A 23,582-nucleotide genomic window follows, 5' to 3' on the forward strand; every position below is an offset into this window, starting at 1 on the left:
CTTAGGCCCCCTTCTCGCTGGCTGGCTTGTTGTCTTTCGGGGCGACGGTCCATTTCTTGATCGTCACGATATCGAAAGGATCGTCGCCAAAGCGAACGACCATCCGATGTGGCAACGTGTAGCCATCCGATTCGCGGTAGTCGCTGAACTCGATCTCGCACGGATCGGAGTCCGATTCCGGGAACATCTCCAGCACCATCAGTTGGCCAGTCTTCTGATCGAAGTAGGCTCGTATTTCCAACGCATCGTACAGGCCGACCAGAACATCGTACTGCACGTCGAAATCACGTCGTGGTGCGGTGCCCAGGTAATAGACTTCGCCGAAGGTCTCGAACTTTTCTTTCAGCAGACGCTTCCAGGTGTAAAGCGTCAGGAACAAACCGCCACTACCGGCAGGTTCCAGTTTCTGAGTCAGGTCGCCGGTCATTTCCAGGTTGTGATTCACCCCGGCCATCTTGCCTTCGACGGTCATCGGGCCGATGTGGATGGTGCCGCTGTCGTTATCGACCAGCGTATATTCCATCGACCAGGTCTCGCCAGACTGGGCCCAATCGCCCAAAGCATCCAACGCCTTGCGTAATCGCTGCTGATGGGCTTCGTTGAACTGATAGTTGGCGTAGCCCGTCTTTTCGGCGTGCAGGTGCTTCCACTCTTCAGGCGGCTTCGCTTCTTCGGTTCCAGGATGCCCGGGCGGCTTCGTCGGACGATTTGGCTTATCGTCTCCCTCTTTCTCTTCGCCTTCCTTCGGAGCCGGAGATTCTTCCGGGCTTGGCGGAATCGGAGCGTTGCCCGACTTCTCGAGCAGTTCCCTTCTAGAGTGAACGCCTGCCAGACGAACGACCGTATCGAAGCGTTTTCCTTCGCGGCGGTACGAAAGCGGAATGCTCCAGCCTCGTGGATAGATACCCAGGATGTTTTTGAAACCGTTGACGGTCGTGATCTCGCGATTGCCGAAGCTAACGATCTCGTCACCGTAACGGAGCCCGCGTCGATAGGCATCGGACGAGGAAAGAATGTTCGTGACGACGACGCGGCCCTCGGTGTCGGTGCTGACGGTCGCGCCCAGCGTGGCATGGTCGACGATGCGGCCACTCTTCAAATAACCAAGGAAGTTCATCACTTGGTTGATCGAGATGGCGTAGCCGACGCCGACGTTCACGCGGCCACGTTTTTCAAACGAACCACGGCCATTGATGCCGATGAGTTGGCCCTTGTCGTTGAACAGCGGTCCGCCAGAGTTGCCCGGATTGATGGCCGCATTGGTCTGGATACAGTCGGTGTATTCCAGCAGTGTGCCGGCCGGGTATTGGTAACGATGCACGCCCGAGACAATGCCCCAGGTCACCGTTGGCTGCAGATCAGTCGCCAGCAGAAAGGGGTTGCCGACGGCGAAGCACCAGTCGCCTGCTTGAACGGAGTTGCTATCGACGATTTCGGCTGCGGGAAAGTCGTCTCGACCGAGTAGCTTGATCACGGCAACGTCGCCGACAGGATCGACACCGACGATCACGGCGTCGTACACCTTGCCGCCATCTTCCGGCATGCTGCACTTCATGAAGTTGCCAGCCGGATCGGCGACGTGAAAGTTGGTAACCGCATAGCCATCGGGGCTGATGATCACGCCACTACCGCCACCTGCCGCACCTGCGAAGACCGAGATCGTCGAAGCGGAAGCTTTGGCGACGGCGTCGATACGAGCCTGTTCGGCCTTCAGGACGACGTCCATCTCGGCGGCCTCGGCATGCAGCCAAGGCAACGAAGCGAGAGTCAGGCAGATTAATAGTTGGGTAACGCGATGCATGCGGATTCTCTTGGATTACTTGATCAGGCGTGCCTGGCAAAGGTGCAGCACGTCGCCCCAATCTTCACCATCTGCCGCATCGACGATGATCTTCATTCGGCGAACGCCTGAGATATTCAATGCAATGTCTTCCGGCTGAGTGTCGCCGGAGAATTCTTTCTCGAACAAAATCTTCTGGTCGCCCACGATCTGCAGCTTGGCCGTGCACGAACCGAGGCTGGCCGGGTCGATCCCGACTCGCATCTGAAGCTGGCGGAACCCGGTTGGCAGGTCGTACAGCAGTTCCGAAGTCGCGTGGACGGCCATGCCGCGGGAATAAGCGACCGGCTCGCCATCCTCTTCCAGCGTCAACGTCGTGCCGCGGAACGAGGTGTTCATCTTCGGAGCATATACCATCGCGAAGTCATCGATCGCGATGCCTGACTGCAGAACCGAAGTCCACGTGACGCGGGCCGGCTTCATTTCGTCAAGGAATTGAATGTTGCCAGCAGCAAAGTCTAGCTTGGTAATCTGGTCGAAGGCGACCGGGATTTCGGTTCCGGTCAGCGTGGTGACCTGGGTATGACCGTTGTTGAGCTGGACCGAACGGGCCAACAGCTTCGAGCGATCGTTCAGTTCGACCAGGCAAAGTGGCGATGGAAACGTCCGTGCCCCACGCTGATAGAACAGCAGGCCGTACAGCTTCGACAAATCGACCGTTGTGGTCAGGTCGTCGAGTTGGATCTTCACTCCTTTGGAAGAGACGCCGTGGATGACCACTTCCTGAATGGTGAGGTCCCCTTCGCGTATCAGCACGATTGCGTCGGCTCCGGTGTACTCGCTGACGATCTCGTACCACCGCTGCTTGAAAGGGTCGTCGTCCGCCAGGCTGGCATCGGCTTCGGGGTGCAGAAAGCGGATGCCTTTCATGGCACTCTTGCCGAGTGAGATCTTATTGCCGCCGGGCGATTTGAGATCGGCCGTGCGAGAAGAAATGTTCAGGTTCGCAATCAGAAGCTGCGAGCCATCCGCCAGCGAAACATCGAAGACAGGTGGCGCCTGCGGCTCGAACGGCGCCGGTGAAGTGGGCACCACATTGATGATGTCTTTGGTTGAAAGCGTGCTGGAAGTTCCATCGGCCAAGCCCAACGAAATGGAATCGGCCGTCATCTGAACCAGGTTGCCTTCAGTTTTGGATCCATCCAATTGCTGCACCTCGACCGCAGGTGGTGCGGCGAGGAGCGAGAGCATGATCAAGCAAAACGTCTTCATGAAGCTTTGGGGTGCGAGGCGTCGGTGGTGGGAACTTAGTTATTGCCGGACGAAGGTTCCCGTGCGATTTTGCGGAAGTACTCTTCAATCGCGCGGCGATAATGCGAGGGGTATTCGTTCGAGATTTGCTGCAAAGCTTCCTGGCGTTCCTTCGGTGGAAGGTCGCCCCACTCGCCTTTGTTCTTCATCTCTTTTTCGTCGATTTCGCCAGGACCGCTTTCGGTGCCAGGGCGACTATCTTGCATCGGTTGCGAGCCTTGCCCACCCCCTTGCGATTGCTGTTGTTGCTGCTGCTGTTGACGCTGCTTTTCCAGATCTTCGATCATCTTGTCGAGCTTGGCGACCACGTCTTCTTCAGTCTGGCGAACCTTCTTGCCGGCACGACCGAGATCTAAGCGGCGTTCGATGTCTCGCATCAGGCGAGCCACTTCGTCCAGCGAATCGGTTTCGAGCGGTTCGATATCCTTCAGCATCATCTGCGACAAGGCGAGGTAGCGAGCTGGCAAACCTTCCGAACGAGCCAGAAGCTGCTGCAGCGTAGCGACGCATTCGTCTTTCTGAAGCAAGTAGTGCTGACAAGCAGCCTCGAAGAACAGCAAGGCAGCCGGGTCGACGACCTGGTCTGGCGTTGGTTCGTCGAGCTCGGTGAGGGCTTCATCGTAGAAGCCTTTTTCCGCCAGCCATTTGCCGTAAACGAACTTGGCATGATGCACCAGAAACGCTGGCGGCCACGCATCGGGCTTGGCAGGATCGAGTTCGATCGGGCCTTGATAAATGCCGGTGTCCTGAAACGCTTGAAGTTGCTGCCAGATATCGACGGACGTGATTTCCAGCGATTGATCGAGCAGTTGTCGCAGGTCGAGCGTGGTGTCGCCATCTTCGGCCCACAGGCTCAACAGGCGATCCTTGGTTTCATTCGGAGCATGCGTGGTTTGGGACCACGCGGTGAGTTCTTCGGACAACTGTTGGCGGGAAGGAGGCGTCCAGCGATTGGATACCGACAGACCCGATTCAGCGTGTACCAGACACGCAGAGCTGAGCAGTCCGGCAAGAGCCGCGAAACCGGTCAGGCTGCTGGCAATTCGGCGAAAACTCATTGGTTCTTCCCCTGAACGTTGTCCCGAGTGATGTCGTAAATCCGGCTTTGACGTTCGGCCAAATCCCGTAACAGGTTTTTCAGATCTTCGCTGGTGGCTTGACCGACTTCGTCGTCGGCGTTGTCCAGCATCTGAGCGTATCGATTGGTTCGTTGGTTGACGCGAACTTGCATCGACTTGATCAACCGCAGTTCAGCGATCTGGTCGACCAGTGGTTCTTCACCTTGTTGTTGTTGCTGCTGTTGTTGCTGTTGCTGCTGCTGACGACGTTCTTCCTGTTCCTGCTGGGCTTGCTTTAGCGCTTCCAGCAGTTCTTCCAGGCCCGCCACAATGTCTTCTTCGATGGTGATGGTCAGGCTGTCGAGCTTGGACTGGCCCAGGCGATTGGCGACTTCCTGCATGTCTTCCCGCACCATCTGCAGGGACTCAGGGAAGGCGATCGACGAGCCTTCTTCTTTGAGCAGTTCGAGGCATTTGTCGGCTTCGACCATGATTTGCTTTTCAGCGAAGCTCAGTTTGCCGGCTTCCGCGTCTTCGGCCGAGCCACGCTGGTCGAGCGGGATCTGCGAGAGGCGTTCGGTGTCGTCGTTCACGCGAAGCTGCATTTCGAGCATCTTGGTGAAACGGACTTCGAGGCGAGCAAGCACGCGTTCGATTTCTTCTTCACGAAGCTGACGCAAGATTTCTTCCAGCTCGGCGATGGCCTGGGCGAGTTCGTCGCGGGCCGCTTGCTGTTCCTGGACGGCACCTTCTTTGTCCGCTTCGTCAAGCTTCTTTTGAGCCTGTTCCATGCGGCGCTGGGCTTCTTCGATACGTTTACGTGGCGAGAACTCTTCCTGCTGCTGTTGCTGCTGGCCTTGTTCGCCCTGCTCGCCTTGTTCTCCGGGTTGGCCTTGCTGGCCCTGTTGTCCTTGCTGTTGGCTTTGTTGCCCTGGTTGGCCAGGCTTACTTTCCTGGCTTTCCCCTTCTTGGGACTCGCCTTCTTTCGATTCGCCAGATTCGCTCGGTTCGCCCATCTCGCCGGGCTTCGATTCCGACTCGCCAGACTTCGACTCTTTGTCCGAGGGGGCACCCTCTTTCATGTCACCTTCCGGCTTGTCTGACTCACCTTCGGATGGCTCGCCTGATTGGTTTTCACCAGACTTTTCTTCCCCTGGTTTGTTTTCGCCTTCGCCTGACTTGCCTTCGGCGTTCTCCCCTGACTTCTCGCCAGATGGTTTGCCTTCTTGGCCTTCCTCGCCAGGCTTCCCTTCGGTCGATTCCCCTTCTTCGCCCGATTTTGATTCGCCTTCGTTCTCTTCGCCTGGCTTCATCTCACCTTCGGACGAATCGCCTTGATCTCCGTTTTGGGAATCGCCAGACTCGCCGTTCTCGCCTTGAGGACGGTCGCTGGGGCGACCTCCTTCTTCTTGTTCGGCGATCATATCAGAGAGCGACTTGGCGTCGTCGGCCAGACGGGCTTGTTCGTCACTGAGCGGTTTGGGAGAGCTTCCCCCTTCGGTGCGACCTTGGATACTGCGTTGGCGATTGAGCAGTTTCTGAGCTGACTTGATGTAGCTCTTGATGCGCGCTTCTTCATCTTTCAGCTGTTCGTCGCGGTTTTCGCTCTGCAATAGCTTCAAGAGAGAACGGAGATCGTTCTCGATCAATGTCTGCTGATCGCTGGCTCGCTTGAGCTGACCGCCGCTAAGGGAATCGGTGGTCTCTTGCATCCGCGATTGGACACGCAGGTTACGGCTGTTGCGGACCGCTTCGCGCAGCAGATTGGAACGCTGAGGATTGTTGGCCTCGTCGATATCAGCCATTTTGAGCATCAGCTTTTCGAGCTCGTCGAAATTCGTGCTCAGTTGCCGTTGGCGATCAGACAGGCCATCTTTTGTGGCGACTTCCTGGGCAAGCAGAAACGAAGGGCCCAGGACGATGCAAGTCAGGAGAATCAGCCCTCGCAGTCCAAACCGCGCACCAGTTTTCGCAGGACATTCAGGCATTAGGTTCTCCCTACTCTCTCAGAAAAGGGGATGGCCATTATTTGGCCACCGGTTCTTTTACTTTAACAGATCCAGGATCTGCTTCTTCCGCAAATCTTCCGTTTCTTCGCGAAGTTCGGTCTGAGCGTCGATCAGCTGACGCATCTTTTCCATAAGTTCGTTGAAGTTCTCCAAATCGAACATCTTCTCTAGGATACGTTCCATTTCGAGAATGATTGCGTCGGTCTGCTGTATGGCAACCTCTACAACCGGCAGAAACGGCTCAGGCTGGTCGTACAGTGCCTCCAATTCTTGCGTCGTGCTTTGTAATTGAGCATGCATCGGATCGGACAGCTTTTGGATCGGCTCGATAATCATTTTCTCGAGTCGTTCCTTGCGAGCGGTCGTATCCATCCGATTAGACGTCAATTCGACCCGGATTTCTTCGAAACCTACCCGAATACCTACAAGTTCTCCATCGGCTTTCTTACTCGCCTGCTGGGCTCGTTGGATCCGCAAACGTTGCAGATCGAGTGCCTTTCGGAACAATTCTTGTGGATCGGTTGGCGTTTCTCCCTCTCGCGGGGTAGTTTCCGCGGCGGCGAACTTCTCGGCTCCCTGGGCGAAACGCTTGGCGTCGATCTGAATTCGGGCGTATTCCTCGCGAAGGCGGATCGTTTCTTCCCGGATCTGCTCAAAGCGGCGACGCAGGTCGAGCTCGCGTCCTTCCAGCAGTGATAGCAGCTTGTCCGGGGTAACCACATCGAGTTGCAGTCGGTCAGCCGTGCCGATGTTTCCTTCGCCGTCCAGGTCACACTTGTCCTGGGCGAACAACGAAATCGTAACCTTGTCGTCCGGTTCGACCCGCAAAATGCCATCGGGCGTCTGCTGATCTTTCAAGTCGATCAGGGTCGAGAACAGCCCGTCGATATCGGTGGTAACCGGGATTTCCATCTTCGCGCCACCAACGACCTGAACTTCGATCCAAGAGCGAGCCACGCCGAAGTCGTCTTGAATGCGACCTTCCAGCCGGATCTGGGCATCTTTGGTGATGGCCGAACCAATGCCGACCGGACGCATCTCGACCGCCGGTGGCGAGTCAGGCACAGCCGTAATCTTTAAACGGTATGGAATCTCGTTCGAGACGCCGTCGATGTCGGTGAGCGAGACCTCCAGCGGAAGATCGCGTGACAAGCTGGCGAACGTTTCCTGGATTTCGGTGATCGGCGTATCGAAGGTCAGCTCTTTGGTTTCCTTCGTTCCCAGGTCAAACAGCGTGGCCGAGACAATTGGCTTGCTGGAAACCATCGACAAGGTGACCTGCGAGCCAACGGGAAGCTGCGTCGCCCCAGAGACCGCTTCCTTACGTGGAAGCAATTCGGTGTATCCCGGCAGGACGGCGTCGACTTCGCTGCGAGTGATGAACGGTCGATCGACCACTTCAATGCGATAGTCCGACAACTTGTGGTCGTAGCCAATCACATCGAAGCCGAGTGACGTGGTCATGCTGATCAGCGGCTTACGGTCGTAAACGAACGAGACCTTGCCATCGTCGTCGGCATTGCCCATTCGCTGCATCCGGACCGAGTCCGACACGCCATCGCCGGTGCGATAGACGAGCGAGCAGTAACGAGGCGTGTACGGGGCGTTCGCATCGGCGGCAACCAACAGTCGCACCGAACTGCCACGGGCAATTTTCACGACCCCATCGGTGAACGGCAGCACGACCGTGGTCGAACCTTCTTCGTCCCCGGCGTCGCTCCGCTGAAGGACTTCGACCCCCACCACTTCGATTCGGGCCAAACGTGGCCAGGTCGTATCGCTGAGCATCACCAGGCGGCTCATCCAGGTTTGGAACGCTGGCAGAGCGACCAGGGCGAACAAGCCAATGCTGAGCAACGCCCCCACCGCCAACGAGCCTTTACGCCAGAGCGGGGTTGGATCGAACAACTCGGTGACGTTCGCTTCCGGCAACGTGGCCAACGCATCGCGACGTGTCTGGGCGAGCATCTCTTGCTCGTAGGCATCCATCTCGGAAGTCGATTCCGCGGCTTCGACCGTCGTCAGCAGGCTTTCGCCAAACTGCGGATAACGGCGTTCGATCAGCAGGGCCATGCTTCGATTGGGAAGCTTCACCCAGACGCGGCGGAGGATCAACTGAAACAGCAGCCAGGCCGAGCCGAGGCCGGCGATCCCCAGCACAACGGTCCGTGCTTCGACCGGCATTTCGCTGGCCCCGAAGGTGACCGGCAAATAGTCGAGAGCCAGTCCAACCCAGAAGACGATCCCCAACCAAATCAGAATGGTGGCGATTCCTTCCAAGATCACGTAGCGGCGAATGCCACTGCGGAGCTTGTCGAGAAGCTGCAGGATCGAATCAGGAATGGGGTCACGAGAAGTGCTCATGCCAGTTTCGCGAACCTCCGTTGAATCCATTCCACACTCAACGCCAGGACAATGAACGCCATCAGCCAGCCTCGCAGTTGAAGCTGGAAAGTTCGGTCGGTCAGGTCAGGGAGAGCCGTAAACATATCTCGTGGTGGAAGAGCCTCGGGGCCAACCAGGGCCGCCAGGTTCTCTTGTTTCATCAGGTCATTAATGCCGACGATCGACTTGCCGCCTGTTTCCCCACTAAGCGCGGTCAGCACGGCATCGTCGCGGCGAGGGTTCGCGATTTCGCGATCGGGGATTCGAGCCCTAACTTCGCGAGTCAGCAGGCTATCGTCGCCACCGCCCGGCAGCATTACTTCAACGCGATATTCGCCATCTTGCAGCGGCGTAAATTGTCCGGCGTACTGACCTTCCTCGAACTCTGGAAGTTGTCGCAGCATCAACGATTCTTCAGTACCGTCTGGCTTCACCAGGCGGGCTTCCAGTTGCGGATCGGTCAGCGGGTTGTGCTGGGCATCGGTGAGGAAGGCCCGCACGTCGACTGTTTCGCCCAGCGAGACACGATCGGCGCTGACCAGCAGCAAACCACGGCTCGAGTCGCGAGCCAACCGGCCCTGCGAAGCGTAACGAATCAGCTTGGTGTAGAAGGCCTCGAAGTAGCCGACACCCATCGAGCGCAGTCGCCAGATTTCGCCACTTCCCAGGAAGATGACGCGGCCGGCTCCGTAGAAGTGCGAAGCCATGTAAACCGGCGACTTGCCGGTCGAATCGCCGTCGATCTCGGCCCACACCGCGGCACCTGGCTTCACGCCACTGACGGTGAAGTAGCCATAGACACCGGGAAACTGTTGCCAGATCCGGGCACTTACGTCGGCGTCGGAATCGAGTCGTAGCGCTTCCGACTTCTGCCCTTCGGACGAGAGCAGAATCTTATGAGGTGTCTCGGAACCAAATCGCCCCAGACCGATTCCGGTACCGCGGCTGAAGAAGGTCACCGGGTGAAGGTCTTTCACGATGTCGATCGCGTCATTGCCGCGTTTCTGGCTCGCCCACACCGGCGTGAAGATCGGACCAGCGACCACAATCAGGCCGCCAGCCTTCTCGCCGACCCAGCGTTCCAGCAGTTGGATTTGATCGTACGAGAATTTCGACCAATCGGGATCGAACGCCACGATGCAGTCGTACTCTTCAAACAGCACGGTCGGATCGTCAGGGAACTCGAACAGCAGTTCGTCCGACTCTTGCGAGATCCCTGGTTCGCCGGTCTGCAGCAGAACATGCAGCTCGACATCTTTATCGCGGAACAGTTGATTGCGGAGGAAGCGATATTCACGCGTTGGCCCACCGGCGACCAGCAGAACGCGGTTACGCTGCTGAACGATCTGAACCTTGACCGTCTTTTGGTTGTCGCTCGGGTCGATGTCCGATTCGGACGCGGAAACAATCCGAAGCTGATAGGCCCGGGTACCGATGTTCTCTGGCGTGATTTGGAAATCGACCGGAATCACTTCGCCATCCTCGCCGAGGCGAATTGGCTCGGAAGCCATGTCGATCGATTGTTCCTGAAATTTTCCTTCGTCGTCCATCACGCCGGAGGCAACTTGAAGCGTGACAAACTTGTTGGGCATGCCGAAGCCTTGAAGGTAGCCCCGGAGTTGGAACTGATCGCCTGGGTATGCTTTGGAAGGTGCTTCCAGGTCGACAATCCGCACGTTCTGCGGCTGCTGATCGGAACCAAGGCCGACTGTCACAATCCGGGCGCCGATCTCGCGGGCCATGCGTGCCGCTTCGATCGGCTGCGTACCTTCGTTGTTGGCACCATCCGAGACCAGCAAGATGCCGGCAAACGGACCACCACGTTCACGGTTGACCAGTTGAATGACGGCATCGCCGATACGGGTCTCAAGGCCGGTTGGCTGCAGTGACTTGGCCCAGTCGACGCTTGCCAATTCGTCCGACTTAGTTTCGTCTTCGGTCGAGAGAATATCGGTTTGTGTGTCGGCTGGCTTCTGCGAAGACTTGCCGAACACGATCTCCCACGGACGAACCTGATCGTTTCGCAGGTCCCCTGCCCCGACCAGCACAAAGGCGGCGAGCAGGCAGATGGCACTGACGAAGTTCATGTACGCGGCGCTGGCCGAGGTCGCGAAGATGCCGGCGGCGAGCAGCGTCACCACGCCGACCGCCATCAGGCTGATGCCGGTCCAGGTGATCCAGGTCATCTCGGACCACTGTTGTTCATACGATTCGCTTGGCTGATCGTCAGCGATATCGGCGGCCTCGCCGGTACGACCGAAGAACGCGACGTTCCGGGGTGGCGAGGAGTCGTCGAAGGTCAGCACGCTGACGTCATGATCTTTGCGAAGTTCGCTGACCAGATCACTTTGCGAAAGGAGGGCAATCGCTTTGTCGGCCCGGGAGGTCGGATCGGATCCGGTGCCAGGGGCATCGTCGGAAAGCCCCATGCTTTGACTCGTATCGACCAGCACGGCGACACGGGAGTTCTCGCGAACTTCACGCTGCGTTTTCTTTTCGAGGTTGAAGAAGAAGAGCAGCAGTCCAAGCAGTGCGGCGGTTCGCAGGCCGAACAAAACCAGTCGGCTGAGGCCTGGCAATGCGTGCGTATCGCGACGCGACCACCACCAGACGAACACCATGATGGCGACGACAACAGCAACCAAGGCTGCCCATTGCGACCAGTTGGGAAGTTCGGCTAGCCGGCTGAACTGATAGGCGGTTACGGTGTTGGTGGCCTGATTCACGCGGCGGTCGCTCCTGGAGCCACCGGATGGTAACTCGCGTAAAAGGCCAGCACTTGTTCCAAGAGCAACGCTCCGATCACCAGCATCAGCAAGATCGATTGCCAGTTGGTACCTTGGTTGGCGGCATTGTCATACTGCCAGGCATCCGCGGCGAAGTAGTTGAACATGACCGATGGGTAAAGCTGTCGCAGGTCGGTTTCGGTCAGTCCCAGCAAATCGCTTTCGGCGATCTCTGGAGCGAGCGAGTAACGGCGGACTTCGTTCGATCCGTCGACCTTCGTCATCCAGGCCTCGTACACGCCGGCCGAACCGGTAATGAAACGACCGGTGACCGAATCAATGCCGGCCAGGGTGGCCTCGCTGTTGAGTGTGCCCGGGATGGCTTGCATCGTGACCGACTCGCTGCGATCGGTTGGCAAGCGAGTCGAACCGGGCGTGTAGAACTGAACCGATTCGCGGTAGTCGGACGAAGGAGCGGTCACCGAGATCGGCGAACCGACAGGCTTGGCGGCCGCGGCGAACTTCCCTTTCCCGGCGTAGTTCCGCAGTTCGAGCACCATCACGATAAAGCTTGGGTTGGTCGCCCAACTGTTCCACTGCGGACCGAGCGAAGTGAGGAAGGTCACCACTTTGCCTTGGCCTACCGGATGTTCGAGAACCAGCGGAGCACCGTTGCGGAGCGAGCCAAGGACTTGAACTTCGTCAGGCTTGGATAGCTCGAAATCAGGGACAACCGGGAAGTAGTTATTCACCACCAGGCGTCGCAGGAAGGGATTCTTCTCGCCGGCGAAGACCCGGAAGATCGGATTGTCGCCTGGGGCGAAATCGGAAGGTCCGTCTGGAATGTTTTGTGGAAGTTCGTCAGCAGCTTCCAGCGAGGTCGGCAGCAAGTTGGCTGCGGCCAGTTCGGCCAAACCAATCTCGCTGGAACCAGGCCCGCAATACCAAACGATGCCACCCCCTGCTTCGGCGTACTGCTTGAGCGTTTTGATGACACGTTCGTCAAACTGCGGCGGATCGATGATGAAGATCGTCTCGAACTTCTCGAGATCCTTCGCCTCGGCCGTCGTTAGAAAGCTGTTGCTGGCGGTTGTTGGGCTGACACCAGTCGACACGTTCGGGCCAGGATTGAAGACCGATTGCAAGTAAAACGCGCTGGTCAGTTTCGGATCGCCATCAACGATCAGCACGGGAATGTTGGCCTGGACATCGGTCGAGGCAAAACGCTGATTGTCGAGCGGCAGTGGATCTTCCGGCAGGCGGAACGCGAGGACGTGCGAGCCATCGGTTGGGAAGATGACCTGAGTCTGGCGTGTGACCTGGTCGCCCGGCGGAATGTCGTCGAAGGTGATCGGAAGCTGATCGTATAAACGTTCCAGTGAGTTGCCGGCCTGCGAGATGTCGGTCTTGCCATCTTTCGGGCCGAACATTTCGATGTTCACCGGCACGTCGACCGCCGATTGCTGGCCGAAGTTGCGGATCGAAACTTTCACGATCGTCGGGATACCGGCGACCACGGTTCCGTTGCCGATGGTGACGTCGGTGATGGCAAGGTTGTCTTGAGGAAGCCGGGCACAGTTGATCCAGTTCAGCTCGGTGGCCCGTTCTTCGATTCGCGAGATTGGATCGAGCAATGTCGCTTCCGAGCCCCAGTCTTTCTCGCGGAAGTCAGATACTACGTAAACGGTCGCCGCTTCCGATTGCTCGAACTGGTCGACCACTTCGCTGGTTCGCTGGAGCACTTCCGGCAAGGCGATCGACTGTTCGGTCGGTGTCAGGTTTGCCAGTAATTCCTGTAGCTTGGCAATGCTGGTCGAGTCCATGTCGACTCGCATCCGGGCTTCCAGGTTCGGAGCCTTAGTGCCGGCATCGCCGCGGAGAATGTCGGAGTACAGCATCACCGAAATGCGTTGCGGCCGATCCTGGTTGGCCAGGTTCTCGATGATGCGGTTGGTGGTTTGAACGGCCGATTGAAAGGCGGTGTCGCCTCCCAGTCGTTCCTGCATCGAGAACGTGTCATCGACCAAAATCAGATGGTGCGTGACTTGATCGCTGAGAACGCTCGATAAGCTTTGCGTGGTGATCAGACCAGCCAGCATCGCCACAATCAGGGCGATCGCTGCCATGCGGGTCAGCAGCAGCAGCAACTGCCGCAGCATCACCCAATGTTTCATCCGGCGATGACTCTGCATCAAGAAGTCCATCGCCGCCCACTTCACGCGCCGGTGCCGCATCATGTTGATCAGGTGGATCAACACGGGAAGTGAAACGAGGGCAAATGCCCAAGCCAGGGCTGGATAAACGAAAAGCATTACGCCTCAGACTAACTTAGTTGCGGTGGTGCATGCCGAGTCGATTGGAAAGGTAGGTCGTCAACACAGTCGCCAAGGAATCGCGGGTACGAACCAGGGCGTAATCGACCGTGTTCTTGCTACATTCGCGACGCATCGAGGCGGTAAACTCGTTGACGGCCGCCAGGTAACCTTCCCGCAATGCTCGTGGATTGCAGGTCAGATGATCCGGCAGTTCCAATCCTTCAAACCGGGTCGAGCCGGTGAACGGGAAGTCGAGTTCGTCGTCGTCCATCACGTGGAAGACCATCACGTCGTGACCTCGCTGACGCAGAATCCGCAGCCCCTTCGAGGTTGCTTCGACATCGCCGAACAGGTCCGAGATAACAATCACCAGGCCACGGCTCGTATAGGTCTCGGCGAACTGCTTGCAGATGGTCTGCATGTCGGTCTTTTCGCGTGGAGACTGGTTGGCTAAGGCCTCGACGATGGTGTTGAGATGGGTCCGTTTGCTGAGGACCGGCACTCGGTAACGCATCGAGTCGTCGAACACGGCACAGCCGACTGCGTCCTGCTGTTTCAAAATCAAGTACGCCAGCGAAGCCGCAATGGTGCACGCATAGTCGTACTTGGTCATCGGTCCGTCGCCGTAGCTCATACTGGCCGAGGCATCGACCATCAGCATGCAGCGAAGATTGGTGTACTCTTCGTACTGCTTGATAACGTAGCGGTCGTGCTTGCCGAGCACTTTCCAGTCGATATGGCGCAGATCGTCCCCCACGGCATACTCGCGATGCTGGAGGAACTCGATCGACTGACCAAAGTATGGGCTACGATGAGTACCGGACAGAAAGCCTTCGACCACATGCCGAGCGCGAAGTTCCAGTTTGGAAATCCGCCCGAGGGTCTCAGGATGCAAATATTTTTTGGAATCGGGCATCGCTGGTTAGCTGATCCTCTTTGGCGGGCGTTTCCTGCAGAATCCGATCGATCACATCGTCGGCCGACACTCCTTCACTTTCCGCGCCGTAGTTCAGCACAATGCGGTGCCGCAAAACGGGTTTGGCCAGCGCTTGGATGTCATCGGTCGAGACATGCGTGCGGCCATTGAGCAGAGCCCGGGCTTTGCCGCCCAGGATAAGGAACTGAACGCTACGCGGACCAGCACCCCAAGACAGCATTTCCTTGACGAACTCAGGAATGCCGGGTTCGCCGACACGGGTCTGACGAACGAGGGTGATCGCATAGCGAATCACGTGATCGGAAACAGGAACATCGCGAACCAGGCTTTGCAGTTCGATCAGTTCTTCCGCTGTCAGCACTGGTTCCAGTTTGACCGACTGCTTGGCGGTGGTGCGACGAGCGATCTCGAATTCGTCGTCGAAGGTTGGATACTTCACGAACACCTTGAACATAAAGCGGTCCTGCTGCGCTTCCGGCAGCGGGTAAGTCCCTTCCTGTTCGATCGGGTTCTGGGTGGCCAGCACGAAGAATGGATCGGCCAGTTCGTGACGGACACGGCCGACGGTGACGGTCCGTTCCTGCATCGCTTCCAGCAGCGCGGCTTGCGTCTTCGGAGGCGTACGGTTGATTTCGTCCGCCAGGATCACGTGCGAAAACAGCGGACCCTGCAGAAAGCGGAACTCGCGAGAACCGGTCGATTTGTTCTCTTCGATGATTTCGGTACCGGTGATATCGGCCGGCATCAGGTCAGGCGTGAACTGGATGCGGCTGAAGCTCAGCTCGAGCACCTTCGATAAGGTGCTGATCATCAGCGTCTTGGCCAGACCTGGGGCGCCTTCCAACAGACAATGGCCGCGGCTCATCAAGCAGATCAGGAGCTCTTCGATGACGTCCGACTGGCCGACGATCACCTGCCCCAACTGTTCGAGGATTCGCGCACGCGCGACAGATATTTTCTCGATCGCCGATGCGGCGAACTCAGATTCGGACATCCAGGCTCTTTCTGTTGAATTGGAGACATCTTGATGAGCAGCCTGTCAAGTTTCTGCGACTCGGACCAACTGCCCAATCCGCTTAACTTTAACACCTGTTATGGTAACCGGGGCTGCGCATTTTCACAACTTATTAAGGAACCACTCTTCTCGGGGAGGTGGCCCTTAATTAGACGTTTCATCCGCTTGAGGGGGGTAGGAAAAGTCAATCTCCGTGGCTGCCGGTGGGGCCGGGACATTCGGTTGGTCGGGATCGAACTTCAAGTTGACCTCGAGTGCGGCCAATTCTACCTGAACGCTCAGGTCACTGGGATTCCCGGTCAAGGCGAAGGTCACGCTCAGCTCACTGAACTCTTGGCGGAACAGGACACGTCCGTCACGCTTGTCGAGCAGCAGGACTTCCAGGGCCGAGTTCATTTGCGGGGTCCGCGCATCGGGGCGATGCAATCGAGCCACCATGGCAACCACTGGCAAGCCACTCGACTGGAAGGTTTCCAGCAAGTAGTTGTCGTGCACCAAGGCCGGCTGGTTCCACAGCATCTTTCCCGTTTCGGTTTCAATCGCATAGACCTCGCCTCGCAGCAACGTCTCGCTATTGTCATACGGAATACTGCGGAAATGAGGTCGCGGATTGATGTCGCGATAAACGGCCAGCAGGAACTGATCGTCTGATTCCACCGCTTTCAATTGAATGGCTTCGCCGTCGCGTGGAAGCTGGTTCGCGTAGACCACTTTGCCATCGAGGATGTTGATGACCTGCATCTTGCCTGATTTGTCGAGCGTGGCAAACCATGGCTTACGGTTGAGCAGGACACCTTTCGGGGACGACCCTGCCTCGAAGGTTTGCGTCCAGAGCAGCTTGCCAGTTGCGGCTTCGTACCCTTCCAGGCCTTGAGGACCATCGCCGGTTGCCTTCTGCCAGACCACGACCACCCCTTCGCGAACCGTCCAGATCCGATCGGAACTAGGTAGTTCAACTGTCGAAAGCAGTTCGCCGTTGTCGGCAGAGATGACCTGGGCGGTGACGACGTCGCCGAGTTCGCCTCGTTCGCGTTCGTCGTCTTCCGGAATGGCAATGATGTGCTTGTCGGTCACCACCAGTTCGCTTCCCATCGGAACTCCCATGCGTTCCCAATAGGTCACTCCGGAAAGTGGATCGCGGCAGATCAGCCGGCCGCCGATCTGGTAGCAAATCAGATCATGGTCGCCGGCGAACTGGCCGATCGCTTTATGCGTGGTCACATCCCGGGCAGTCCGGTCCATTTCAGCGAACGGGTTCGATTTCTTCGTATAGACATCGAATTCACGCGTACGGCGATTCGCCCCACCCATGCCATTTTGCAGGTCGGCGTTCCACAGCAGACGCGACGAGTCATCGCTCGGGAGGTTGGGCATCATGTTGAAGGCCTGCAGTTCGCTTCCCAGCGACATCACCAGCAGGTGACCAAACTGTTGGGCATGCAACGCACCAATCTGCGGCTGGTACAACTTCCGGCCACTTTGCGTGGTGAACGGAATGCGAACCGTTGGGTTGCCGAATTCATCGCGCACGATGATCAAGTTCGCTTCGCTATCCAAGAGCAGCGAATAGTTCGTGCGGTATTGGTCGTTTTGTTCTTTCAGGCGGATCGGATAATCGACCCGGCTGAAGCCCTGATTCTGATGTTCTTTCACTTCCACTTCGGCGGAAGCATACGGCCAGAGCGGTTTGTCGCGAACGATATCGGCGGCGACCGGATCCCACTGCTGCAAGGCTGCGACCTGGCGACCGGTGCGACTGCCATCGACAGCGACGCCACTGAACGGACCGGAGATCTGCTTGAACCATTGGGCTGATTCGTTCTCCAGGCCCGACTTCTTCAGACCAGAGGCTTGCTGATAAACGAGCGGGCCAAGCTTATCGAGCTCGATGCCTTGATCCATCAGCGTCCGGACGACCGCTTCACCCTGCAGAATCAGACCCTTCGCGTAAAGCTCTTCGGCCAGTTTCAAACGGGCCTCGCTCGCGGCGGGGAAACGTGGGAAGCGGTTGACGAAGCGGGCCAACTGCGAACGGTTTCCGGCATCGGCCGCCAAGATCTTCTTTAGGCGTTCTTGCACGGCGGCGTCGGCACGCTTCCGCTCTTCTTCGGTCATCTTGTCACGCAGCATGCTGATCTTGCCACGGGCCCAGCGATCGGCGCTGGCTTCGACCATTGGATCGAAGTCATGGATCAGCAGTTCGTTGGGAACGACCTGCGAGCTGAGGTATTCGTCGGTCAGATCGAGGAAGGCGAAGTAACGCGTCAACGCTTCGTCATTCAAGCCTTCCGCGTCCATTCCACGGGCCGTCAAACGTGCCAGGGCGATCTTTTCGTCCAGCGATTCGACGAGGCCTTCCAGTTGCGGCACGACGTCTTGGAACTTCGAGAAGTCTTGGCCCAAGGCTGCCAGTCCGGTTGAGACGAGCTGGGTACGGGTTTCCTCAGAAGGTTCGATATCGATCGAACTTTGCAGCGAGGCCAACGCCCCTGCCAGGTCGCCATCATGCTTTTGCAGCTTGCCCAGCATTCGCAGGGCTTCGGCGTCGTTGCCGTTCTTCGCCAAGCGAACCGTCACCTCGCGGCGGAGGGCATCGATCTGCTTGTACGCGGTGACAAACTCTGGGCTGACCGAGATCACGTAATCTTTGTAGCAGACCAGATTGCCGAGTTCGCCGACCGCTTCGATCGGTTCGCCCAGCTTGCCGTCGGCAAGGGTGATCGGGATGATCTGATTCTGCGAGGTCGGCAGGTAGTACTTTTCATCAAGGCGGAAACCATAACCGCTTGGAAGCGACTGGTCCGGTAGGCTGACGTCACCGGAACTCCACAGCGAGTCGCCGGTTTCGATATCAACGCCGGTGACCGAGGTCTTACCGACCACCAAAGCGAGTTTGTCGGTGACCGTAGCCAAAGCCACGTTATCGCGACGTGGGCGTTCCCACAGCTTCTCGCCGGTGAGCAGGTCGATGCAGTAGAGGTAGTCGGCATCGGTTGGCGTGACGAGGACCTTCCCCTGATGAATCAGCGGCGTGCCATCGTTCCAGCGGTCGGCCAGGGCCATGAAGTCGCTCGACTGATCGCGTCGCGAGTTGCGAATGCCAGGACGGTTGCGATCGGGTTCTTTGTACTGAAAACCCCACAGCAAAGTACGGTTCGACAAGTCGACCGCCACCACCGAGCCCGAGTTCGTCGGACATACCAGGATGCCACCCTTGTGCGAAGGGGATGCGGCCTGAAGATAGGTTTCAAACACGTCAGCACCGCCGCTGCTGGTCTGACGAGCCAGTTGCTGCGTCCAGTTCACCTTGCCCGTTTCGGCATCGAGGCAAAGCAGACGAATTTCGTCGATCACGCCTGCCAGGATCAGCAGGTCTTTGCCTAGCGGAAGTGGCGGACCGAGGAAACGCGTTTCAGATAGCTGATCATCAGGGTTGTCTTCTTCGCTGGAGGCACCGCCAATCTGCCAGAGAACGGCTCCTTCGCGCTCGATGTCGAAGCAGTAGAGGTGATTCTGCTGACCGGAGAACAGCCCCGACATCGGCTGCAAGCCACGGTTGGCCAGCAGGACACTCAGGTTGTCGCCAGGTGGCTGTTCGTCGTGAACGTAGAACAACCGCTTGCCGTCCGACGAAAGGTGGCCAGAGCGGGCATCAGCCCAAATGGCTCGTTCAAATTCGCGACCGAGGCCTGGGAAGATGTTTGTCAGCAGGTCTTGTTCTTGCTGCGGCAAGTCGAGGTCGATGTTATCCCAGGGATACTTCCACAGCACTTTGCCGCTTTGGATATCGGTGGCCAATAAGCCGGCCGGTGTGCGGAAGATCACCTGGTTGGCGACCACCACCGGATGGATTGCTGGGAAGACCGACACGCGATTGTCCTGGAATCGCTGCATCGACTGCCGGATCTCGTCTTGCTGCTGCCGGCTTTGCGCCATGCGGGCGATCCACTGGATCTCTTGCAGCGGTTCGCTACCGCGGGAAGGTGCAGTGCGCGATTCCGAGCCTTGGAACATCGTCCAGGCGTACGGAGGGAACTCAGACGAAGCCGTGACCTGGGAAAGCTGATCCAGAATTTGTTCCGGCGAAGTGCTGCCGACAATCTTCATGCCAGGAAGCAGCTTGCGGAGCGACTGATCGTCTTTCAACTGAGCAACGATCGCTTTGGCTTCTTCTTTGTCGCCCACCTCTCGCAGGCAAACGGCCCGCATCAGGTCGGTTTCGTTTTTGTATTTGCGAGACTTTTCAGGCTTGAAATCAAGGCGTTTCAGCTCGAGCAGCGCCCCTTCCCACTGCCGGGAGTCCATCGCTTTGCGGGCCAGGATAATCGAGGCCTTCTCGCCCGCCGGTGTGAACAAGAACCGTCGCGAGACTTCCGACAGCCTACGCGGGTCGTTCGTGATCAGTGCCTCTTGCAGCAAGGCGTCAGGCTCGCCGCCGACCAGCAGGTCGTACGCTTCGAGAACTTGCGGCGGCAGTTTGCGGACCATCTCGAGCGTGGCGGTCTTGATGCTGCTGGAAGTGGTTTGTTTCTTTTCGGTCAGTGGAACCAGAAAGTCCTCCGAGCTTTCGCCCGCCAGAATCGCGATCAGGTTCTGGGCGGCATCGGTCCACTGTTCTTTTTGAGCCGCCTCTTGGATCCGCTCCATCTGCAGGCGAGCTTCTCGTGGGATCGGCAGAAAGAACGACGACTCGAGGTCGATCTGCTCTTGGCCGGGCGTCGAGAACTGGGCGTGGGCCAGTTGAGGCGACGCTACGAGGGCTGCCAACGATAAAGGGATCGAGCAGCAGAAAAAGAGTTTCGGACAGATCGAAGTGAAGCGAGGGAGAGGTGATACATTCCGAAACATGAACATGCCCTGCATTTCCGTTGAAGGGAGGAGCGCGGTGATGAACGGCAATCCTGCCACGCGTTGTTCTGGCAACGCTTAATGTACTCTATTCCAATTTCTCTCAGGAAAACAAGTTTTGACATTCTTGGACAGAGAAATTGAGCCCTGGAAAGCGAGAAAATCGTGCGGGTTTACGTTACGGACATCTCGTCGATGGCGAATCGAGGCCCAATGACCCGGTAAAAGGCAGTGATTTTCGTGTGAACGGGGTACCTAAACATGCATGCAAGGCTGGGAAAAGCAGGACTAAAACCCTGAAAAACAGGTGCGACGCCCGGTTTTCCGGCAAATTTCTTGCTATTTCCCGGGAAAACGGGCTTTTTGTGGTTTGGCTGTCTTGAAAAACCGTGGCAAACTTCTTTAATCGACGCGTTCCGGAAATCGGATATTAGTGACCCATTTTTACATTGGATAGCCTTTCTAGTAGGGAAACCCCATGGCAAAGAAAGCTGCAGCTGCAACCGTCAAGAAACCCCTCACCAAGACCCAACTGCTGGCTAACATCGCAGAGTCCACGGGCGTTGCGAAGAAGGACGTCAGTGCGGTCATGGACGCGCTGTCCGCCGAAATCGGCAAGGCTCTGGGTCGTAGCGGTGCTGGTGCGATCGCCATCCCTGGCATCGTGAAGATTGAAAAGAAGAAGGTTCCTGCTCGTCCAGCCAAGAAGGGCGTGCCGAACCCATTCAAGCCAGGCGAACTGATGGACGTTCCAGCCAAGCCAGCCTCGACGAAGGTCAAGGTTCGTCCTTTAAAGAACCTGAAGGAAATGGTCTAAACCATTGCCCTGCAGGGTCTTGCGTTTAACGTAAGAATCATAAAAGGCTCTCGAAATCAAAGATTTCGGGGGCCTTTTTTGTGCGCTGATGGAAGAGAAAGGGTTCTCAAACTACCCTCCTCTGCCGAGGGGGTGGTGGGGCGGCTTATTGCGCCCGGCCTCAAGCGAAACCATTCTAAAGGGACGCCATTGCGTGGGCGCACAAAAAAAGCACGCTGGAAGCGTGCTTGAAAGGTGGTCAGAGCCGGGATCGAACCGGCGACACATGGATTTTCAGTCCATTGCTCTACCAACTGAGCTACCTGACCTCATTTGGAAGGAGCTAAGTCTAGATGTCTGCTGGTGGGTTGTCAACTGGGGGGCGTTGAGGTGACTCTACTTACGTCATTTCTTGGCAAAACTCATCAGACGTTGATCCGAATTGCACACCGTTTGAACAATCCCACGAAAGGATACGAGACGCCTTGAAGTTTGCGGATACCTGGAAAGTATGGAATTATCTACGGGCCTGCGCAATTATTCACAGATTGCTTGACAAGGTGTTTCAACATTCCTAGTTTGAACGGCATTGCGGATTACAGGGCCGGAAGAGGCAAAGAACGGCCCTTTTTTGGGGGAATAACGCCCCCACGTAGTTTTCATTCGCGAATCTTCGGCTGGCAATCTGGGTCATCGACGCAGGCCGGTCGGTCAAGGTTCTCGCAATGACCTACGCGCAACTCATCTTGGGAACAGAGTTACAATCCGATGACAATGTCAACGAAACCCGCGCGTCTGGTTGTCGTTTGCTGCGCCATGGCCCTTCTTTGGACTGTGAGCACCATTCGGCCTGCCTTCGCGCTGGGACCGAAATCGCCGGAAGTGCAGCAGATCGTCAAAGCTGCCAATGCCTATCTTGTAAGAGAGGGATCTCATCCGCGAATCGGTGGAAAGTCTGTCATCGCTCTCGCCTTGATGAAGTCTGGCACCGCAAAAGATCACCCCAAGATCAAAGAGGCAATCGCCGCTTGCCAGCAGTTCGCTCAGAAGGTGCCGGAATACAAGCACGATGTGGTTTACGACGCAGGCCTGGCGTTGATCTTCCTGTGCGAACTCGATCCCGATACCTACCACCAAGAGATCGACAATCTAGTCAAGTTCTTCGTCCAGATCCAAAAGCCGCACGGTGGTTATGGTTATCAAGAGAAGGAAACGGGCGATAACTCGATGACCCAATACGCGGCCCTAGGGTTGTGGCTGGCGAATGAGAATCACTTCGAGGTCCCAATCGAAAGCATCGCAGGTCTGACGAACTGGATCATGGCGGTCCAGGACCCGTCGGGGGCCTTCGGTTACCAGGGAAATATCTCGCCTGTGGGCCGACCCCGGGTGAATCAAGCGGAGATTCGCCCTAGTTTGACGACGGCGGGGCTCTGTTCTTTGTACGTTTCCGCCGACGCGCTCGATATGAGCAACCGCCGGAAGAATGTCGACTCGGAATTGCCCTCAGGCTTTGTCGAAGTGACCGCAGACGAACGAGCCGAACGCATCAAGAAGGCACGCTCGCTGGTCAATCGCGAGGCGCTCGCTTCGGTCAAGAAAATGGGCAATGCGTGGATCGATGCGAATATCAAGTTCGAGGGGAACCGCTGGCCGTTCTACTTTTTGTACGCGTTAGAGCGTTACAAGGCATTTTACGAGCTTGATCTTGGCCAGCCTGATCCGAACCCCGTTTGGTACAACGAAGGCTTCAAGTACATCAAATCGATGGTGCACGAAAACGGTTCGGTCCGAGCGACCGACGAAGGTCCGCCGGTAGGGACCGCGTTCGCCATTCTGTTTCTGGTGCGTGGTACGGCAGAAACGATCAAGAAGCATGTGAAGACCTTCGACAATGGTCTTCTAGCTGGTGGTCGTGGTCTTCCCGATGATCTGTCGGCAGCCGAACTTCGAAACGGAAAGATCGTCAACACAAAAGAGATTCCGGAAACGCAGAAGTTTCTCGAGATGCTTCAGCAAGACGACGGCTCGCTCGACGATCTGGTCGATGCCGATATGACCTTCGATTTGAGCCTGACCGGCAGAGATCGCGAGATTGCCTTGCAAGCGGTCCGGCGAAAGTTACGTAATGGAAGTTACGCGGCTCGCCTGATGGCTGTGCGGGCCATCCGCGATGCGAAAGATTTCGAGAGCGTGCCCGCTTTGATCTTCGCGTTGTCAGATCCAGACCCACGCATCGCGATCGAAGCCCGCGACACCTTGCGGTTCATCAGTCGTAAGATCGATGGCTTTGGGATGTCGAGTGACATGAACCCCATGAAGCGAGATGCCGCCATTTCGCAGTGGAAAGATTGGTACAAATCGCTGCGACCCAATGCTCGGTTTATCGACTAGTCGCCTCC

12 protein-coding genes and 1 tRNA gene are annotated in these 23,582 nt (G+C 57.2%); 2 read left to right on the plus strand and 11 right to left on the minus strand.

Annotated elements, in window-relative coordinates:
• Position 1: 1 nt before the first annotated feature.
• The 10 genes from AB1L30_RS02120 to AB1L30_RS02165 form a co-directional block, all read right to left on the minus strand.
• Positions 2-1,801, minus strand: coding sequence for a trypsin-like peptidase domain-containing protein (locus tag AB1L30_RS02120; protein WP_367011677.1), 1,800 nt, complete (start codon positions 1,799-1,801; stop codon positions 2-4).
• Positions 1,802-1,816: 15 nt separating this feature from the next.
• A complete protein-coding gene (locus AB1L30_RS02125) occupies positions 1,817-3,052 on the minus strand; it encodes an NPCBM/NEW2 domain-containing protein (RefSeq protein WP_367011678.1) in 1,236 nt (411 codons plus the stop codon).
• Between the two features lie 35 nt (positions 3,053-3,087).
• The gene (locus tag AB1L30_RS02130) at positions 3,088-4,149 is read right to left on the minus strand and encodes a hypothetical protein (RefSeq protein ID WP_367011679.1); all 1,062 of its coding nucleotides are present in this window, start codon (positions 4,147-4,149) and stop codon (positions 3,088-3,090) included.
• Complete coding sequence (locus tag AB1L30_RS02135) at positions 4,146-6,137, minus strand: hypothetical protein (protein WP_367011680.1); 1,992 nt, start codon at positions 6,135-6,137, stop codon at positions 4,146-4,148. Before AB1L30_RS02135 ends, AB1L30_RS02130 begins: the two co-directional genes overlap by 4 nt.
• A gap of 57 nt (positions 6,138-6,194) precedes the next feature.
• Positions 6,195-8,522 carry a hypothetical protein gene (locus AB1L30_RS02140; protein ID WP_367011681.1) on the minus strand — a complete coding sequence of 776 codons (2,328 nt, stop codon included), beginning with the start codon at positions 8,520-8,522 and terminating at the stop codon, positions 6,195-6,197.
• Positions 8,519-11,269, minus strand: a complete 2,751-nt coding sequence (locus AB1L30_RS02145) for a hypothetical protein (RefSeq protein ID WP_367011683.1) — start codon at positions 11,267-11,269, stop codon at positions 8,519-8,521. Before AB1L30_RS02145 ends, AB1L30_RS02140 begins: the two co-directional genes overlap by 4 nt.
• Positions 11,266-13,581 (minus strand): BatA and WFA domain-containing protein, encoded by a 2,316-nt coding sequence (locus AB1L30_RS02150; RefSeq protein WP_367011684.1) that lies wholly within the window; start codon positions 13,579-13,581, stop codon positions 11,266-11,268. Before AB1L30_RS02150 ends, AB1L30_RS02145 begins: the two co-directional genes overlap by 4 nt.
• Positions 13,582-13,597: 16 nt before the next feature.
• Positions 13,598-14,500: a DUF58 domain-containing protein gene (locus AB1L30_RS02155; protein WP_367011685.1), complete on the minus strand. Its 903-nt coding sequence runs from the start codon at positions 14,498-14,500 to the stop codon at positions 13,598-13,600.
• The gene (locus AB1L30_RS02160; RefSeq protein WP_367011686.1) at positions 14,469-15,515 is read right to left on the minus strand and encodes a MoxR family ATPase; all 1,047 of its coding nucleotides are present in this window, start codon (positions 15,513-15,515) and stop codon (positions 14,469-14,471) included. Before AB1L30_RS02160 ends, AB1L30_RS02155 begins: the two co-directional genes overlap by 32 nt.
• A gap of 165 nt (positions 15,516-15,680) precedes the next feature.
• Positions 15,681-20,303 (minus strand): PQQ-binding-like beta-propeller repeat protein, encoded by a 4,623-nt coding sequence (locus tag AB1L30_RS02165; RefSeq protein WP_367011687.1) that lies wholly within the window; start codon positions 20,301-20,303, stop codon positions 15,681-15,683.
• 559 nt (positions 20,304-20,862) lie between these two features.
• Here AB1L30_RS02165 and AB1L30_RS02170 point away from each other — a divergent pair.
• Complete coding sequence (locus AB1L30_RS02170; protein WP_367011688.1) at positions 20,863-21,201, plus strand: HU family DNA-binding protein; 339 nt, start codon at positions 20,863-20,865, stop codon at positions 21,199-21,201.
• Between the two features lie 235 nt (positions 21,202-21,436).
• Here AB1L30_RS02170 and AB1L30_RS02175 read toward each other — a convergent pair.
• A tRNA-Phe gene (locus tag AB1L30_RS02175) sits at positions 21,437-21,509 on the minus strand.
• Between the two features lie 445 nt (positions 21,510-21,954).
• Here AB1L30_RS02175 and AB1L30_RS02180 point away from each other — a divergent pair.
• Entirely contained in the window at positions 21,955-23,574 is a 1,620-nt protein-coding gene (locus AB1L30_RS02180; protein WP_367011689.1) for a hypothetical protein, read from the plus strand.
• The last annotated feature ends 8 nt before the right edge of the window (positions 23,575-23,582 follow it).

The organism is Bremerella sp. JC817 (assembly GCF_040718835.1).
Classification (GTDB): Bacteria; Planctomycetota; Planctomycetia; order Pirellulales; family Pirellulaceae; genus Bremerella.